15 protein-coding genes and 2 tRNA genes are annotated in these 16,049 nt (G+C 58.4%); 8 read left to right on the forward strand and 9 right to left on the reverse strand.

Going from position 1 to position 16,049, the window contains the following annotated elements; genetic code table 11:
• Positions 1-298 precede the first annotated feature (298 nt).
• The 4 genes from GTP55_RS04510 to GTP55_RS04525 form a co-directional block, all read right to left on the reverse strand.
• Positions 299-374 (reverse strand) — tRNA-His (locus tag GTP55_RS04510).
• Between the two features lie 105 nt (positions 375-479).
• A complete protein-coding gene (gene murI, locus GTP55_RS04515) occupies positions 480-1,307 on the reverse strand; it encodes a glutamate racemase (protein WP_161043768.1) in 828 nt (275 codons plus the stop codon).
• Positions 1,307-2,836 (reverse strand): fumarate hydratase, encoded by a 1,530-nt coding sequence (locus tag GTP55_RS04520; protein ID WP_161043769.1) that lies wholly within the window; start codon positions 2,834-2,836, stop codon positions 1,307-1,309. The genes murI and GTP55_RS04520 overlap by 1 nt, the downstream gene beginning before the upstream one ends.
• Before the next feature lie 15 nt (positions 2,837-2,851).
• Positions 2,852-3,448: a TIGR00645 family protein gene (locus tag GTP55_RS04525; protein WP_161043770.1), complete on the reverse strand. Its 597-nt coding sequence runs from the start codon at positions 3,446-3,448 to the stop codon at positions 2,852-2,854.
• A 209-nt stretch (positions 3,449-3,657) separates the two neighbouring features.
• Between GTP55_RS04525 and acs the strand changes: the two genes are divergently transcribed.
• From acs to GTP55_RS04565, 8 genes are all read left to right on the forward strand, one after another.
• Complete coding sequence (gene acs, locus GTP55_RS04530) at positions 3,658-5,646, forward strand: acetate--CoA ligase (RefSeq protein ID WP_161043771.1); 1,989 nt, start codon at positions 3,658-3,660, stop codon at positions 5,644-5,646.
• A 119-nt stretch (positions 5,647-5,765) separates the two neighbouring features.
• Positions 5,766-5,855: transfer RNA gene (locus GTP55_RS04535), tRNA-Ser, on the forward strand.
• 219 nt (positions 5,856-6,074) lie between these two features.
• A complete protein-coding gene (locus GTP55_RS04540; RefSeq protein ID WP_161043772.1) occupies positions 6,075-7,316 on the forward strand; it encodes a tyrosine-type recombinase/integrase in 1,242 nt (413 codons plus the stop codon).
• Positions 7,317-8,078: 762 nt separating this feature from the next.
• Positions 8,079-8,462, forward strand: a complete 384-nt coding sequence (locus tag GTP55_RS04545) for a hypothetical protein (RefSeq protein ID WP_161043773.1) — start codon at positions 8,079-8,081, stop codon at positions 8,460-8,462.
• Positions 8,463-8,569: 107 nt separating this feature from the next.
• A complete protein-coding gene (locus GTP55_RS29760; RefSeq protein WP_229257728.1) occupies positions 8,570-8,944 on the forward strand; it encodes a hypothetical protein in 375 nt (124 codons plus the stop codon).
• Positions 8,945-8,983: 39 nt separating this feature from the next.
• On the forward strand, positions 8,984-9,499 hold the full coding sequence (locus GTP55_RS04555) for a DUF4304 domain-containing protein (RefSeq protein ID WP_161043774.1): 516 nt from the start codon (positions 8,984-8,986) through the stop codon (positions 9,497-9,499).
• Positions 9,500-9,685: 186 nt separating this feature from the next.
• The gene (locus tag GTP55_RS04560) at positions 9,686-10,633 is read left to right on the forward strand and encodes a hypothetical protein (RefSeq protein WP_161043775.1); all 948 of its coding nucleotides are present in this window, start codon (positions 9,686-9,688) and stop codon (positions 10,631-10,633) included.
• Positions 10,634-10,711: 78 nt separating this feature from the next.
• On the forward strand, positions 10,712-11,062 hold the full coding sequence (locus tag GTP55_RS04565; protein ID WP_161043776.1) for a hypothetical protein: 351 nt from the start codon (positions 10,712-10,714) through the stop codon (positions 11,060-11,062).
• A gap of 468 nt (positions 11,063-11,530) precedes the next feature.
• Here the strand turns inward: GTP55_RS04565 and GTP55_RS04570 are convergent, their stop codons facing one another.
• Genes GTP55_RS04570 through GTP55_RS04590 form a run of 5 tightly spaced genes read right to left on the reverse strand, consistent with a single transcriptional unit; the run spans position 11,531 to position 16,046 of the window.
• Positions 11,531-12,265 (reverse strand): ribonuclease activity regulator RraA, encoded by a 735-nt coding sequence (locus GTP55_RS04570; RefSeq protein ID WP_161043777.1) that lies wholly within the window; start codon positions 12,263-12,265, stop codon positions 11,531-11,533.
• The gene (locus GTP55_RS04575; RefSeq protein WP_161043778.1) at positions 12,262-13,032 is read right to left on the reverse strand and encodes a polysaccharide lyase family 7 protein; all 771 of its coding nucleotides are present in this window, start codon (positions 13,030-13,032) and stop codon (positions 12,262-12,264) included. The genes GTP55_RS04570 and GTP55_RS04575 overlap by 4 nt, the downstream gene beginning before the upstream one ends.
• A complete protein-coding gene (locus GTP55_RS04580; protein ID WP_161043779.1) occupies positions 13,029-13,781 on the reverse strand; it encodes a GDSL-type esterase/lipase family protein in 753 nt (250 codons plus the stop codon). The genes GTP55_RS04575 and GTP55_RS04580 overlap by 4 nt, the downstream gene beginning before the upstream one ends.
• Positions 13,782-13,794: 13 nt before the next feature.
• The gene (locus GTP55_RS04585) at positions 13,795-15,066 is read right to left on the reverse strand and encodes an MFS transporter (RefSeq protein WP_161043780.1); all 1,272 of its coding nucleotides are present in this window, start codon (positions 15,064-15,066) and stop codon (positions 13,795-13,797) included.
• Positions 15,067-15,101: 35 nt separating this feature from the next.
• Positions 15,102-16,046, reverse strand: a complete 945-nt coding sequence (locus GTP55_RS04590; RefSeq protein ID WP_161043781.1) for a sugar kinase — start codon at positions 16,044-16,046, stop codon at positions 15,102-15,104.
• Positions 16,047-16,049: the final 3 nt, after the last annotated feature.

Consider the following 16,049-nt stretch of genomic DNA (forward strand, 5'->3'; position numbering starts at 1 on the left):
GCCGTTCAGGACGGCTAGCTCTTCCTTGGTAGCGTAGGGTGTGCTGACGATTCAGCAAGACATTGCCACTCTAAGTGCGGGCGTACAGTAATGCCGTTAAGTTAGCAACGTCGTTCCCGCGCAAGCGGGAATCCATGCTGCGTTTGCCCGGCAGACGTCCTATGGATTCCCGCTTGCGCGGGAATGACGATGTGAAATTCCAGCTTAACTTAACGGCATTAGGGCGTAGAGGCGCATCAAGCGCGGGCCCGAAACGCAAAAAGCCCAGTCCGGAGACTGGGCTTTTCACTTAATTCTTTGGGGTGGCTGATGGGGCTCGAACCCACGACAACAGGAATCACAATCCTGGACTCTACCAACTGAGCTACAGCCACCACTGTCTTTACTACTCGCTGTCTAAGTACTGCTGAACAACGAGCCAGAATTATACAAGCCAGTTTCGATTCCTGCAAATTTAATTTTCGAAACTTGAAGATGACCTAAACATCAACCTTTTCCACCGCCGGCTTCAGGTCCAGCAAGTGAGCAAATGCCTGCGCCAGAGCGGCCGCATCGCCGGTGGTGTAGCCGCGCAGCGTGGCGACGCCATCCGCACCATGCGGCAAGCCGGACGCAGCCAGCAGGCGGCCCAGCTGGCGCGCCACGGCGTCACCGGTGTCGATCAGCACCACATCGCCGCGCGCGTGATCGCGCAGCACACGCTCGATGCCGGCGCGGACAAACGGGTAGTGGGTGCAGCCGAGCACCAGCGTATCGGCGCCCTGGTCCAGCAGCGGCGCGACGTAGTGTTCCAGCATGGCGGCGATGGCTGGTGCGGCCAGATCGCCTTTTTCAATTTCGTCGACCAGGCCCACGGCCGGCTGCAGCAGGAACTCGGCCTGTGTGGCCGCACTGATCTGCTCGCGCAGTTGCAGGAACTTGTCGCCCTTCAGCGTGCGCGCCGTCGCCAGCACGCCGACCTTGCCATTGCGCGTAGCGGCAGCGGCTGGCTTCAGGCCGGGCTCCACGCCCACCACCGGCAACTCGGGATACTTGGCGCGCACCGCCTTGATGGCGGCCACGGTGGCCGTATTGCAGGCCACCACCAGCGCCTTGGCGCCATGCGCCAACAGGAAATCCGTCACCGCCAGCGCACGGTCGACCACGTACTGCTCGGTCTTGTCGCCATACGGCGCGTGGCCGGAGTCGGCGAAGTACATCAGATCTTCATGCGGCAGCTGCGCGCGGATGTGGCGCAGCACCGACAGCCCGCCCACGCCGGAATCAAAAACCCCAATCGGGGAGCCGGGAGAGCGGGCGATTTGCATCAGGCAGTCACAACAGGCACGTTGAGCTGCTCGATGCGGGTCTTCCATTCCGCCGGGCCGGTGTTGTGCACCGACGTGCCTTGCGAATCGACGGCCACGGTGACCGGCATGTCGACCACGTCAAACTCGTAGATCGCTTCCATGCCCATGTCGGCAAAGCCCAGCACTTTCGATTGCTTGATGGCTTTCGACACCAGGTAGGCCGAGCCGCCCACCGCCATCAGGTACGCCGACTTGTGCTTCTTGATCGACTCGATCGCAGCAGGGCCGCGCTCAGCCTTGCCGATCATCGCGATCAGGCCGGTTTTCTCCAGCATCATGTCGGTGAACTTGTCCATGCGGGTGGCGGTGGTTGGGCCGGCCGGGCCGACCACTTCATCACGCACCGGATCGACCGGGCCGACGTAGTAGATCACGCGGTTTTTGAAATCGACCGGCAGTTCTTCGCCCTTGGCCAGCATGTCCTGAATGCGCTTGTGCGCGGCGTCGCGGCCGGTCAGCATTTTGCCGTTCAGCAGCAGGGTCTGGCCCGGCGTCCACGAAGCGACTTCTTCCTTGGTCAGCGTGTTCAGGTCGACACGTTTCGACTTCTCGGTATCTGGCGCCCACGACACGTCAGGCCAGGTCGACAGCGGTGGCGGCGTCATGTAGGCAGGACCGGAACCGTCCAGCACGAAGTGGCCGTGACGGGTGGCGGCGCAGTTCGGGATCATCGCCACTGGCTTGGACGCCGCGTGGGTCGGATGCATCATGATCTTCACGTCCAGCACGGTGGTCAGGCCGCCCAGACCTTGCGCGCCGATGCCCAGCGCATTGATCTTGTCGCACAGTTCGATACGCAGCTCTTCCAGCTTGTTCTGCGGGCCGCGCTGTTTCAGTTCGAACATGTCGATGTCTTCCATCAGCACTTCCTTGGCCATCAGCATGGCCTTTTCAGCCGTGCCGCCGATGCCGATCCCCAGCATGCCTGGCGGGCACCAGCCGGCGCCCATGGTTGGCACGGTTTTCAGTACCCAGTCGATCAGCGAATCGGAAGGATTCATCATGATCATCTTCGATTTGTTTTCCGAGCCGCCGCCTTTGGCTGCGACCTTGACGTCGACGGTGTCGCCTTCGACCAGTTCCATGTGGACCACGGCCGGCGTGTTGTCCTTGGTGTTCTTGCGGTCGAAGTGTGGGTCGGCCACGATCGAGGCGCGCAGCTTGTTGTCGTCGAAGTTGTAGGCGCGGCGCACGCCTTCGTTGACCGCGTCGGTGACGGTGCCGGTGAAGCCTTCAAAGCGCACACCCATACCGATCTTCAGGAAGACGTTGACGATACCGGTGTCCTGGCAGATCGGACGCTTGCCCTCGGCGCACATGCGCGAGTTGGTCAGGATCTGCGCGATGGCGTCCTTGGCGGCCGGGCTTTGCTCGTGCTCGTAGGCGCGGGCCAGGTGCTCGATGTAATCGGCTGGATGGTAGTAGCTGATGTACTGCAGCGCGGCGGCAACGGATTCGATCAGGTCTTCTTGCTTTATGATGGTCATGATGTTCTCGCGGGGTTAATGGGATTTCGATTCGTTGTGCGTCGATGTGGTGATGCGGTCGGTGTAGGCGATCGCCAGCGCCGACAGGAGGAACACAATATGGATCACGGTTTGTGAGATCAGCACCTTCGGATCGTAAGCGGCGGCGTTGATGAAGGTCTTCAGCAAATGGATCGACGAAATGCCGATGATCGCCATCGCCAGCTTGGTCTTCAGCACCGAGGCGTTGACGTGCGACAGCCACTCCGGCTGGTCGGGATGCGTATCCAGATTCATGCGGGAGATAAAGGTCTCGTAGCCGCCGATGATCACCATCACCAGCAGGTTGGAAATCATCACCACATCGATCAGGCCCAGCACGACGAGCATGATGGTGGTTTCATTGAGCTTGTCCGGCACTGGCGCGTTGGGCACGGCAACGGCCTGGAAGATGTGCTGCAGCGCGGCGTCGTTGCCGAGCGCGGCGCCGATCAAGTCTTTCAGCTCGACCCAGAAGTGGAACACGTAAACGCATTGCGCCAGAATCAGGCCGAGGTACAGCGGCAGTTGCAGCCAGCGGGTCATGAAAATAAAAGCGGGCAGGGGGCGCAGCTTTTGTTTAGGCTCGGTCATTACGGCAAAACTCCTGGAAATGGTGCAGACTATGAAGACTGCCGACATTTTACACGCGCTGCCGAGCGACCGCATCCGATCGCTGCGTTGAATTATTGGTAAAATTGTCCGGCATGCCATCCTCCGCCGGGGTTGGCGACGGCTGTAAGGGCGCAGTAAGCGATACCGTTTATGTTGCTAAGCAAACGATTACAACATTTGGAGACACCATGAGCAGCACTACCACCCAACAAGGTCCACAGGAATCCCGCGTCTTCGCGCCACCGGCGGCGTTTGCAGCACAGGCTGCCGTGTCCGGCATGGATGCCTACAACGCACTGTGCGCGGAAGCCGAAGCCGACTACGAAGGCTTCTGGTCGCGTCTGGCGAAAGAACATCTGGACTGGCAAACGCCGTTCACCAAAACCCTCAACGAAGACAACGCGCCGTTCTACAAATGGTTTGAAGACGGCAAGCTGAACGTCTCGTACAACTGCCTCGACCGCAATCTGACCAACGGCAACGCCGACAAGACCGCCATTATCTTTGAAGCGGACGACGGCCAGGCCACGCACGTATCGTACAAAGAGCTGCACGAAAAAGTCTGCAAATTTGCCAACGGCCTGAAGTCGCGCGGCATCAAAAAGGGCGACCGCGTCATCATCTACATGTCGATGTCGGTGGAAGGCGTGGCCGCGATGCAAGCCTGCGCGCGCATCGGCGCCACGCACTCGGTGGTGTTTGGCGGCTTCTCGGCCAAATCGCTGCAAGAGCGCATCATCGACGCCGGCGCCGTGGCCGTCATCACCGCCGACGAACAACTGCGCGGCGGCAAACACCTGCCGCTGAAAGCCATCGTCGACGAAGCGCTGGCACTGGGCGGCTGCGACACCATCAAAGACGTGATCGTCTACAAACGTACCGGCGGCGCCATCGCCTTCAAAGAAGGCCGCGACCTGTGGCTGCACGACCTGGTCGAAAACCAGTCGGCGGAATGCGAGCCGGAGTGGGTGGAAGCCGAGCATCCGCTGTTCATCCTCTACACCTCGGGCTCGACCGGCACGCCAAAAGGCGTGCAGCACTCCAGCGGCGGCTACCTGCTGTGGGCGGCGCTGACGATGAAATGGTCGTTCGACCTGAAGCCATCCGACGTCTACTGGTGTACCGCCGACATCGGCTGGGTGACCGGCCACAGCTACATCGCCTACGGCCCGACCGCAGTCGGCGCCACGCAAGTGGTGTTTGAAGGCGTGCCGACCTACCCGAACGCGGGCCGCTTCTGGGAAACCGTGGCCAAGCACAAGGTCAACATCTTCTACACCGCGCCGACCGCGATCCGTTCGCTGATCAAAGCCTCGGACGTGGACCCGAAAGTACATCCGAAAAACTACGACCTGTCGTCGCTGCGTCTGCTGGGCACGGTGGGCGAGCCGATCAATCCGGAAGCGTGGATGTGGTACTACACCCAGGTCGGCGGAGAAAAATGCCCGATCGTCGACACCTTCTGGCAGACCGAAACCGGCGGCCACATGATCACTCCGTTGCCGGGGGCAACGCCGATGGTGCCGGGTTCGTGCACCTTGCCGCTGCCGGGCATCATGGCCGCGATTGTGGACGAGGCAGGCGTCGATGTGCCGAACGGGCAGGGCGGCATTCTGGTGGTCAAGCGTCCGTGGCCGTCGATGATCCGCACCATCTGGAATAATCCGGAGCGCTTCAAGACGTCCTACTTCCCGGAAGAACTGGGCGGCAAAATGTACCTGGCGGGCGATGGCGCGATCCGCAACAAGGACACCGGCTACTTCACCATCACCGGCCGTATCGATGACGTGCTGAACGTGTCGGGTCACCGCATGGGCACGATGGAGATCGAATCGGCGCTGGTGGCCAATCCGCTGGTGGCGGAAGCGGCGGTGGTCGGCAAGCCGGATGACACGACGGGCGAATCGATCTGCGCGTTCGTGGTGCTGAAGCAGGCACGTCCGACGGGCGATGAGGCCAAGAAGCTGGCGCTGGAGTTGCGCAATTGGGTCGCCAAGGAAATTGGTCCGATCGCCAAGCCGAAGGAGATTCGTTTCGGCGACAACCTGCCGAAGACTCGTTCGGGCAAGATCATGCGTCGCCTGCTGCGCGTGCTGGCCAAGGGCGAGACGATCACGCAGGATGTGTCGACGTTGGAGAATCCGGCGATTCTGGAGCAGCTGAAAGAAACCTCGTAACAGCGTCATTCCCGCGTAGGCGGGAATCCATGCTGACGGGGTGACGTACCGGCAAATAATGTTGGTACTTGCTGGAATCTTTGCTATAATTCGGCGCTTCCCGTGGTTTGGGAAATGCAGGAGAGGTGGATGAGTGGTTGAAGTCGCACGCCTGGAAAGCGTGTATAGGGTCAAACCTATCGGGGGTTCGAATCCCCCTCTCTCCGCCAAGGATTCAAATTGGGTGATCCGAGCAAGTCCGAAATCATCCAGAAAAAGCCGCTTTAGCCCCTGCTACAGCGGCTTTTTTGTTTTCTGGCGTCCTCCACTGTCCAGCTGCATCCAACTCTTTTAAGGGTAAAAAAAGGGAGGCCTCATACCCTTATCCCAAAACCATACCCTCTTAGCGCGGTCTAACGTACTTAACGTTAGTGCAAAGGAGATTGGTCATGCCAAAAATCATCGCACCGCTGACCGAGATGCAAGTCAGGAAGGCCAAGCCACACGAAAAGGCTTACCGGCTGTTTGATGGCGGCGGGCTTTACCTGGAGGTCACTCCCAAAGGCTCCCGTATCTGGCGTATGAAATTTCGACAGGCGAACGGAAGCGAGAACGTGCTCACCTTCGGCCCCTATCCCGAAATAACGCTGCAGAACGCGCGAGAAAAGCGCCTGGAGGCCCGGCGGCTCATCCTCCAAGGGGATGACCCAGCCAAGCTACGCGACGCTACCAAGCGCCGCGCAGCTGAAGAGGCCGCTAATACCTTTGAAAAGATCGCACGGGAATGGTACGCCAACAAGGTCCCGACCTGGAGTGAGCGCACGTCCAAGAACATGATTCAACGGCTTGAAGCTGACATTTTTCCGCAGATCGGCAAGCTGCCGATTGCAGAACTGAAGCACCGCGATGTCATTGCCGCCCTGCGCAAGATCGAACAGCGCGGTGCGGCCGAAATCGCCCACCGCATGAAGGCCGTCTGCGCGCAAATCTTTAGCTACGCGATCCAGTGCGGCCTGACCGATCGCAACCTGGTCGTCGACATGAAAGACGTACTGAAAACCCGGCGCGCTTCGCACTTCGCCGCCATCGATGCAGACGAACTCCCTGCATTCCTTGGCGTCCTCGAACGGAACGAAGCCCGGATGTTCCAGCCTACGCGGATTGCATTACGCCTGATGCTGCTTGTCTTCGTGCGGACAAGCGAATTGATCGAGACGCCGTGGAGCGAGATCAATCTGGAGAAGGGCGAGTGGATCATCCCCTGGCAACGCATGAAGCGCGGGAAGCTGACAGTCAACCCGGATATGACCGACCATCATGTTTGTCTTTCGCGACAGGCGTGCCATCTGCTACGCGAACTCCACGCCATCACAGGAAGCGGGACGTATCTTTTCCCGAACCAGCGCGACCACCATAAGCCCATCAGCAACAACACGCTTCTGGTGGCGCTTGAGCGTATGGGCTACAAAGGGCGCATGACCGGGCACGGTTTCCGTGCGCTGGCGATGAGCACAATCAAAGAGCGACTAGGGTATCGACACGAAGTCGTTGACCGCCAGCTGGCTCACGCTCCGAAGGACAAGGTTGCCAGCGCCTACGACCGTGCGCAGTTCCTTGCTGAGCGCCACAGGATGATGCAGGACTGGGCCGACTACATCGATTCAGTCGCGGCCGATGTGCTGCAGAAATAGGGGTACTTTTCAAAGCTCGCACTATTGTCCGCTGTGCTTAGCCTTTGCAGACAATTGAAAGTATTTGTATTGCAATGCCGTCCTGGTTGAGCTTGGTTTCGCGGAGTGGCGTTCAGTGGCGTTCGGAAGCGCCGAAATCGCACTTAGTGGCGTTTGGAAGCGCAGAAAATCTCACTTCAGTTGTATTCAGAGGCGGAAAAATAGCGTTGAAACGGCGGGCAGGATATGTGAAGTTAGCTAACCTTGCGGTTTGCTAACTTCACTTCCCTTATTCGCGCCTGCGGCGCTCAACGGGAACCTGCCCTGCGGGGCCAGCCGCTCCGCGTCAGGTCGCAACCCTAGTCTGCCTAAGGCAATACTCGTCGAGCGGCCTTGCTACTGGGCTAGCGGTGATATTTAGTGCATTTTCCTTCTAAGCAAGATGATATGCTTACTAGGCCGAGTTCGGTCAAGAGCAGTCCAAAGTTTTATTGAGGGATGATATGCACCTTGTCACTATTTTAGGGATCGCAGGTTGCGCCTTAGCGATGGTTAGTTTCGCTTGGCAGAAGAAATGGCTACCCTCCCTGGCATATGCCTTCGGGTTAAGCTATTTTATTTTCGACAAGGTATATCCATCTCTGCTACCGGACTATTTGGTTCTCGGATTTTCCGTCGCGTTTCTAGTATTAGCTTTAATCTTTTGCTGGCAGTCTTTATCTAGTAGAAGCGTCGGTTAGCGGCCAATAGCGGAAGTTCCAGTTAATACAATCAATTTTCAATATGACTAAATTCTATTCTTATTATTTTGAGGAGATCGGCTTCAAGTTTTCCTTCGATAAAGATGATGGCGCCGACTGTCCTCGCTGGTCCGAGACCGAAGATTTTCCTCCGTTGCCCCCTCGGGCTGCCATCGCTACATCGAAGGCAGCCTTAATCGAGATGCTGAGCGCATATCCAATTGGTGAGCCACAGTTTGCCGCTTGCGCCTTGAGAAGAACAAGTGACTACGAGGGTGGATGGTGGTACTACGATATTAGCTGGTTTGTCTGCCCACCAGAATGTGACGGTAGTGATAGCGGCGAAATTCGTGTTCCAGTTATGATGAATGGGAAGTGTCCGCCATATGCAGTGTTCAAATTTGAAGACCGTCGCAATGTGTGGTAGTCCTAAGTCTATTATCCACTCTGGTGCCAGATCCGCACGCCGGCCCCATAAAGGCCGACGGCTGTGATCGGCCAACAACGGACTTTCAACTGTTTATCGGAATTTGAATGCCAGAATTTTCTTGGGAACCGTTAGATTTTCTTGATGCACTAGGTGTCGTGCCTGTAGGTGAGGAGTATGGCATTTCCTATATCTATTCAGTCGAACGTCGTCCGTTAAATTTAGCTCTCACCATTTGGCCAATGGCCGGTGACGTGGAGCTAGCTATCCGATGTGAGGGAGTCATCGAGCCAGTGATATTCTTGAATCTCTTAGGTAGTCCGGGGGCGAGAGTGGTCGCCGGTAAGGATGGTAAATTCATCGAATTCGCGGCGGCCAATTTATTCGCTGGGCGTTACGATATTACCCGCCCGGCCCCTTATGGCTTCCGCCTCCGATTAGAGCCCAGCTGGCAGGTGACGGCATTTAGCTATGACGTGTAGCGGCCAGCAGCAGACATCGAAGAACAATGTGAGAGCAGAATGCCTGAAAAAACTATTTCTACTCAACTTATTGATGAAGTTGTTGCATTGGGCATTTCACCAATCCTACGCGAACACGGATATAAGAAATTACGTCGCCATTTCTTTCGGCAAACCTCAGAGGCTACTCTTCATCTAGTTGTTCAAGCTAGCCAATTTAACGCGCCGGATCGGACTCGTTTTACCATCAACCTTTATTCGTACCTGCCAGCGGTCGCAGCACAGAATGGCGAGGCTTTGATTTCTGAGCCCCAAAAGCAACGTGGTCATGCAGGGATAAGAATCGGTCATTTATTGCCTATTCAAGAGGACTTTTGGTGGAATGTGGTGTCATCAAATGAGGTTCGCAGCGTTGCATTCGATGTTGAGCAAGCGATACGCGAATACGCGCTTCCATACTTGAATCGAATTTCTGATTTAGAGGGGATTGCGAAGTTTATCGGGTATATTCCTAAAATTGGGCAAGTGCCGACTCCTTCTAGCCAAAGTGCCCGATTTCTTCTTGGTGAAGTCTAAGTTGCTCAGAAAATCTTGTTGACTAGGTTCGTTGCGGAAAATCGCGACAGTCCGAGATGGGGCGACGGCAGCCCGATGCGACAAAGTGTGAACCTTCCAACCCTGCAAGATGCTACCCTGTGTGGCGTCGGCTGAACCCGGCCAAAAACGGTCATTCGAAAATATTGAAACGAATAGGCTGTATGAATGCATGTGCTCTTCCTCGATCAGAATAAATGGATTGATCTCGCACGGGTGCACGCGGGTAAGACAACCTCAGGGCCGCACCTAATAGTGTATCAAGAGCTTTTGGCTGCGGTACGCACAGGGAAATTGATAGCTCCTTTGACTGCTTCCCATATTTTAGAAACATCCAAGCGGAACGATCCGGAAAGCCGGGCAAATGTTGTCGAAATTCAAGCTTTACTAAGCAAGGGTTTCGTATTCCGCAGTCGAAAAGCGCGTCTGCTAATTGAAATGCGAAATGCCTTGCATATAGCGTTCGGGGATGAGCCCGAACAACCACCCGCTAATTGGACTGTCGTGCCGGGGTTTATGCAGGCGTTTGAAATGTTCGATACACTTGTGGCGTCGCCGGAAGATGCCGCTACCTCTCGCTTTATGAATCAGCAAGTTGACCCACAAAAGCAATACGTCGACTATATGATGAATCAAGATGATGGACGTCGGCGTGCGGCACACTCCGCCTTCGCGAAAGAGTCGGATCAGCTTCTCTCTCGGATTGAAGCGCGCCGCACAATTATGGAAGGCTCGACAATGGATCTCCGTTGGCGGGCATATGCAGCGAAATTATTCCTTGATCATCAGGGTTTTGTCGCCCATATGCTCGACGTTGTTGGACATACCGTTGATGAGATGAAGAAACTCGGCGGCGAAGCAATAGTCAAGTTTGTTCGTGAGGTCCCTACATTGAATGTGGAGGCGGAGTTGGCTGCTCGCCTTGAAGTAAAGACTGGACCACTAAAGGTCAACGATATCCAGGACATGCACTCCTTTTGTACGGCTATTCCATGTGCAGGCAGATTAGTCGCTGAGCGGGGATTCATATCACTTGCGCGGCAAGCAAAGCTTGATAATCGCTATGATGTTGCGCTTTCAACAGAGTTGGCCGAGCTCCAAGGAATTTATCTGTAACTTCAAAGGGACGCCTAGCGGCAAGTAGCGGCCTCTAGGGGCCACGGTGCAAACATTTAATACCTTTGAAACGCTTTTATGCAGCCAACTTTCGAAACCATTCGAGCCTTAAAAACCCGTTTTGTTGTCATAAAAAATGACAGCGAAGAATTTATCTTAAACGTAGCCGAAGCCAGGTTGGTTGATATGCAAGGCCCTGCCGAACTCAGATTTTTGAACCCGTCACATACGTGGGCCTCGGTGTGGGATGACGATAGTAGCGAATGGCGAGATGTTCTCGGTTTTCAATTGCCGGAAAAAGGCGAAATTAATGAGGCGTTCGTTAAGGCTGTGGGGAATCGGTTGATGCTCAGTTTCACTGATAAGAAAATTCCCTTACTTCGTTGGGGATTTACCGCAAAAGATGTGGAAGCAACCTTTAGGAAATAGGTCACCGGCGGCTTTGGGGCGAAAGCGGCCTCAACTAATAGATCCGACATTCGGATTTTCATTGAGTGATTGAGCGCTAATGAAAGGAACAGACGCGCATCTGGCAGAAAATTAATATTCGCAAGGGGGTATATTCGGGGGTATCTTGTTAGTGGTTTCAATGCGGTTTACTTCAGATAATATTTCCTGCTTGAATATATTTTGTGGACATACAGAAACTAATTTCTATGCAAGAGATTTTAATAAAAAGAAATGCGAGATGTGTTGAAAGTTCTTTAGTTGAGCAGCCATGCCAAAATTAAATTCGGACTATGTGGAAAAACACTAAATATTGATTAAATGATAACTTTTCGGGGTATGGATGGGGGTATTTTCAGATGCTCTTCAATCAGGAAGCCATAGTTGGCGGACTTTCTTTAATGATGGGAATCCCCCTCTCGAATAGAGCCGCCAATGCGAACGGATCGTCTAAGCTTGCGCCGCAGCGGAAGGATTGCTTGCTAGCCAGGCCTCGAACAGGAGGCGGTTTTCCGGCTTGGTCAGCGGGTACAGGCCGATGATGCTGGCGCCGCCGCGTACCTGCTCCAGCACGAAGTCCTCGTAGCGCTCCATCGGCACTGCGTCGCGGGCGATTTCTTCGGCCAGGTGGGCGGGGATGCAGACCACGCCGTCGTCGTCGCCCACCATGATGTCGCCGGGATAGACCGGTACGTCGCCGCAGCCTATCGGCGCGTTGATGTCGAGCGCGTGATGGCGGATCAGGTTGGTCGGTGCGGACGGGCCGGAGCACCAGGCCGGAATCTCCAGCTTGGCGATGCCGCTGGCGTCGCGCAGGCCACCGTCGGTGACGATGCCGGCCACGCCGCGCACTTGCATGCGCGTGGCCAGGATGCTGCCGGCCGACGCCACCGACACGTCGCCACGGCAATCCATCACCAGCACCGCGCCGGCTGGGATTTCCTCCACTGCCACCCGTTGCGGATGGCGCGGGTCGAGGAAAGCGTCGATGCCGTCGAGGTCTTCACGCGCCGGGATGTAGCGCAGCGTGAAGGCCGGGCCGGCCAGCCGCTGGCCGGTCTTCAGCGGCCGCGCGCCCTGGATGAAGACGTTGCGGAAGCCGCGCTTGAACAACAGCGTGGTCAGGGTCGACGTGGCGATGGTCTTCAGGGTCGCCAGCGTTTCGGCGGATACGGTGGTGTTCATGGCTGCGCTCCGTTGCGTTCAAAAATGGTGTGGCTGAAGCTGATCTGGCTGCTGTCGATGTGGTTCAGGCGATAGTATTCATCCCACTTGGCCGCGACGATGGTGTGCTTGCCGGTGTCGGGATCGAGCGCTTGCAGGTAGTCGCCAAACTTGAAGTAGATCTGGCGGTCGTCCCCTTTGATGCGGGTAAGCGGCGTTTTCAATTCGACACCGCTGGCAGTGCGCGCCGTCACCAGCGCTTCGCCCGCGTTGAAGACGATGTCCAGGTCGAAGCCTTCGCCAGAATGCACTGTGCCTAGCGCGGTTGTCGCTTCCTTGCCATCGGTGCCGAGGATGCGCACCAGGATGTCGAACACGCCGTTGCCGGCCTTGCCGTCCAGCCCCTGCTTGTCGGCCGTATCCTGCACGTAGACTTTGAGGATGGTGTCCAGTCCTTCCACATGGTATTGGGCGACGATGGTCTTGGCGCCGGCCGGCAGCGTTGGCGTGACGCGCGCGGCGAAGTGCTCGTGCGTTTGTGCGGCGCTGAGGCGTTGTTTGTCGGTGACCTTCACTTCATTGCGGTAACCGTGGCCGTGGCCGGAATCGTATTTCGACGTCAGCGCGCTGAAATTCAGCGTGCCGGCGTAGGGCGATGGATAGGGCGAGTTGCCCTCGACCGCAAACAGTTTTTGCAGCGCGGCCTGCGGCGTGTAGCTCTGTGCGGTGGCGGGCAGTGTCATCGCGGCGAGCAGCGACAGGGCCGCGGCGTGGAGGGCGGTTCTCATTTCAGCATTCCTTCGAGCGTTGGTTGCATGGCGTCGGCCCACAGCTGGTAGCCGGCCGCTCCGGGGTGCAACTGGTCGGGCATGATGGTGTTCGGGATACGGCCATCCTGGCCGAGGAACACGTGGTTGATGTTGAGGAAGCGGATGGTCTTGCCGTCATCCAGCTTGGCCAGGTCCTGGTTGACGGCGTCGATGGTCTGCATGCGCTTGGCCGCTTCGGCGACGCCGGCCTCGGTTACCGGCGCGCCTTTCGGATCGCGCGGTCCGCGTGGGAAGACGCCCAGCAACAGGATCTTGGTCTGCGGCAGCTTGGCGCGGATCATGTCGACGATCTTGCGGTCGGCGGCGGCGATTTCCTCGGCTGTGTAGTCGAGGCTGTTATTGGTTCCGAGCATCAGCACGGTGACCTTGGGCGAGATGCCATCCAGCTCGCCATGTTCGATGCGCCAGATGACGTTCTGCGTGCGGTCGCCGCCGATGCCGAAGTTGGCCGGCTGGTACTTGCCGTAGTAGGCGTCCCAGATGTGCGGCGCAATCTTCCAGCGTTCGGTGATGGAGTCGCCGAGGAACAGCAGGCCGACCGGGCCGCTCTTGCCGCGTGCGAGGATGGCCTCATGCTTTTTAAGGAAGGTGCCGTCGTCTTTTTTCTCGAATGCTTCGGAAGCGCTGAGCTTGGGACCGGCGGCGTGGGCGGTGAGTTGGCTGCTGGTCAGCAGCAGGGCGAGCAGCAGGCTTTTGTAGAAATTCATGGTGATCTCCTGTTTAGTTTTTCGGCTGTACGCGCACCACGGCGCCGCCCAGCCAGATGGACACGAATACCAATGGCAGCAACAGCGCGCCAAGTATGAAGAACGGGGTGTAGTTGCCGCCGGTGGTCAGTTCCGGCACCAGTTGCATGCAGACGATCACGCCCAGCACCGCCGACGTACCGCTCAGTCCCGCCAGCGTGCCGACCGTCTTGCCCGAGAAGAAGTCGCTGGGCAGGGTCTGGATGTTGGTGATGGCGGCCTGGAAGCCAAACAGGATCACGCCGATCGCCAGCACGGCCAGCAGTGGCGTCTGCGCGGCGGCGCTCAGCAGCAGGGCAGGCAGCATCAGCGCCAGGCCGATGGCGATCACCAGCTTGCGGGCGCGATCGACCGACCAGCCGCGCTCCAGCAGGCTGCCGCACAGCCAGCCGCCGGACAGCGCACCGGCCGCCGCGCCGACGTACGGCACCCAGGCGAACATGCCGATCTGCTTGACGTCGAAGTGGAATTTCTCGTTGAGGTACAGCGGCAGCCAGCTGACGAACAGCCACCACACCGGATCGATGAAGAAGCGTGCCGCGATTACGCTCCAGCTTTGGCGATGGCGCAGCAGCTGACCCAGCGTCGGCACGTATTCATTTTGAACGGCTTGCACAGTCTGTTGCTGGCCGCGCAGGATGTACTGGCGTTCTTCTTCGCTGATCCAAGGATGGGTACCGGGGCCGGACTTGTAGACGATCAGCCACGGCACGATCCAGATGAAGCCCAGGCCGCCGATGAGGATGAAGGTGGTTTTCCAGCCGACGTAGGCGTACAGGAAGGCCACCAGCGGCGGCGCGATGACGGAACCGAGCGAAGCGCCGGCGCCGAAGATGCCTTGCCCCAGCGCGCGCTCGCGCACCGGAAACCATTCGGCGATGGCCTTGGTGGCGCCGGGCCAGTTACCTGCCTCGCCGACGCCCAGCATGATCCTGAACAGGCTGAACGACAGCGCCGAACGTGCCACGAAGTGCAGGGCGATGGCGCCGGACCAGACTACGATCGACAACAGGAAGCCGATGCGCGTGCCGAGCGCGTCGAACAGTTTGCCGAACAGCGACTGGCCGACCGCGTAGCCGATCAGGAACACGGTGATGATGTTGGCGTAGTCGCGCTTGTCCATGCCGAGGTCGGCCGCGATGCCTGGCCACATCACCGCCAGCGCCGAGCGGTCGATGTAGTTGATGATGGTGGCGATGGCGACCAGTGTGATGACCAGCCAGCGCAAACCTTTGATTGTTTTCATGCCTTTGTCTCCGTTATTTTTGTGGGGCAGGCGTGTCAGGCGGAAGCCAGTTGGTCGCGGCTGGGCAGGCCTTCGCAGTCGCCGCGGAACTGCACCACGCGCGCGCCGATGGCGTTGCCGCGGGCGGCGGCGTCGCTGAGCGGCAGACCATCCAGCAGGCCGCTGATGACGCCGACCGCGAAGCCGTCGCCGGCGCCGACCGTATCGACCACCTCGCGCACCTGCAGGCCGGGAACGATGCAGCTGCCGCCGTCCGCGCTGGCGGCGTAGGCGCCGCGCGGCCCAAGCTTAACCACCACGTGACGCGCGCCGCGCGCCAGATACCAGTCGGCGATGCCGCCGGCGTTCTGGCAGCCGGTGAGCAGCTGTCCTTCCGCCAGGCCGGGCATCACCACGTCCGCCTGGCTGGCCAGCGCATTGATGGTGGCGACCATCTCCGCCTGCGACGGCCACAGGCGCGGCCGCAGGTTGGGATCGAAGCTGACCAGCCGTCCATCTGCTCGCGCCTGCCGCGCCAGTGCCAGCGCCAGCTCGCCACAGCCGGGCGACAGCGCCGGCGAAATGCCGGTCAGGTGCAACAGCCGCGCCTGCTGGAATGCGCTTCCCGGCGCCGGCAGATCCTCCAGCGACAAATGGCTGGCGGCCGAACCGCGCCGGAAATACTCCACCTGCGGATCGCTGCCGTCGGCCACCATCTGCTTGAGCATGAAGCCGGTCGGATAGCGGTCGTCCGTGCGCAGGTGGCGCAGGTCCAGCCCCTCGGCCGCCATGAACGCGTGCAGATGCCGGCCCAGGCTGTCCGGCCCCAGGCTGCTGATGTAGCCGACCTTGAAGTCCAGCCGGCTCAGTCCCACCGCCACGTTCAGCTCGGCGCCGGCGGTGGCGCGCTCGAATTCGCGCACCTCCTCCAGCAGGCCGGGCTGGCGGGCGATCATCAAGGCCATCGCTTCGCCCATGGTGACTACATCGGGTATCTGCATGCG

It is taken from the genome of Duganella margarita, from assembly GCF_009857535.1.
In the GTDB taxonomy this organism is placed as follows: domain Bacteria; phylum Pseudomonadota; class Gammaproteobacteria; order Burkholderiales; family Burkholderiaceae_D; genus Rugamonas; species Rugamonas margarita.

Coding starts and splice junctions, on each gene's coding strand:
- GTP55_RS04565 (WP_161043776.1), top strand. CDS start 10,712: ATGCAGCCAACTTTCGAAACCATTCGAGCCTTAAAAACCCGTTTTGTT.
- GTP55_RS04520 (WP_161043769.1), bottom strand. CDS start 2,836: ATGACCATCATAAAGCAAGAAGACCTGATCGAATCCGTTGCCGCCGCG.
- GTP55_RS04585 (WP_161043780.1), bottom strand. CDS start 15,066: ATGAAAACAATCAAAGGTTTGCGCTGGCTGGTCATCACACTGGTCGCC.
- GTP55_RS04575 (WP_161043778.1), bottom strand. CDS start 13,032: ATGAGAACCGCCCTCCACGCCGCGGCCCTGTCGCTGCTCGCCGCGATG.
- GTP55_RS04525 (WP_161043770.1), bottom strand. CDS start 3,448: ATGACCGAGCCTAAACAAAAGCTGCGCCCCCTGCCCGCTTTTATTTTC.
- GTP55_RS04570 (WP_161043777.1), bottom strand. CDS start 12,265: ATGAACACCACCGTATCCGCCGAAACGCTGGCGACCCTGAAGACCATC.
- GTP55_RS04580 (WP_161043779.1), bottom strand. CDS start 13,781: ATGAATTTCTACAAAAGCCTGCTGCTCGCCCTGCTGCTGACCAGCAGC.
- GTP55_RS04540 (WP_161043772.1), top strand. CDS start 6,075: ATGCCAAAAATCATCGCACCGCTGACCGAGATGCAAGTCAGGAAGGCC.
- GTP55_RS04545 (WP_161043773.1), top strand. CDS start 8,079: ATGACTAAATTCTATTCTTATTATTTTGAGGAGATCGGCTTCAAGTTT.
- murI (WP_161043768.1), bottom strand. CDS start 1,307: ATGCAAATCGCCCGCTCTCCCGGCTCCCCGATTGGGGTTTTTGATTCC.
- GTP55_RS04560 (WP_161043775.1), top strand. CDS start 9,686: ATGCATGTGCTCTTCCTCGATCAGAATAAATGGATTGATCTCGCACGG.
- GTP55_RS29760 (WP_229257728.1), top strand. CDS start 8,570: ATGCCAGAATTTTCTTGGGAACCGTTAGATTTTCTTGATGCACTAGGT.
- GTP55_RS04555 (WP_161043774.1), top strand. CDS start 8,984: ATGCCTGAAAAAACTATTTCTACTCAACTTATTGATGAAGTTGTTGCA.
- GTP55_RS04590 (WP_161043781.1), bottom strand. CDS start 16,046: ATGCAGATACCCGATGTAGTCACCATGGGCGAAGCGATGGCCTTGATG.
- acs (WP_161043771.1), top strand. CDS start 3,658: ATGAGCAGCACTACCACCCAACAAGGTCCACAGGAATCCCGCGTCTTC.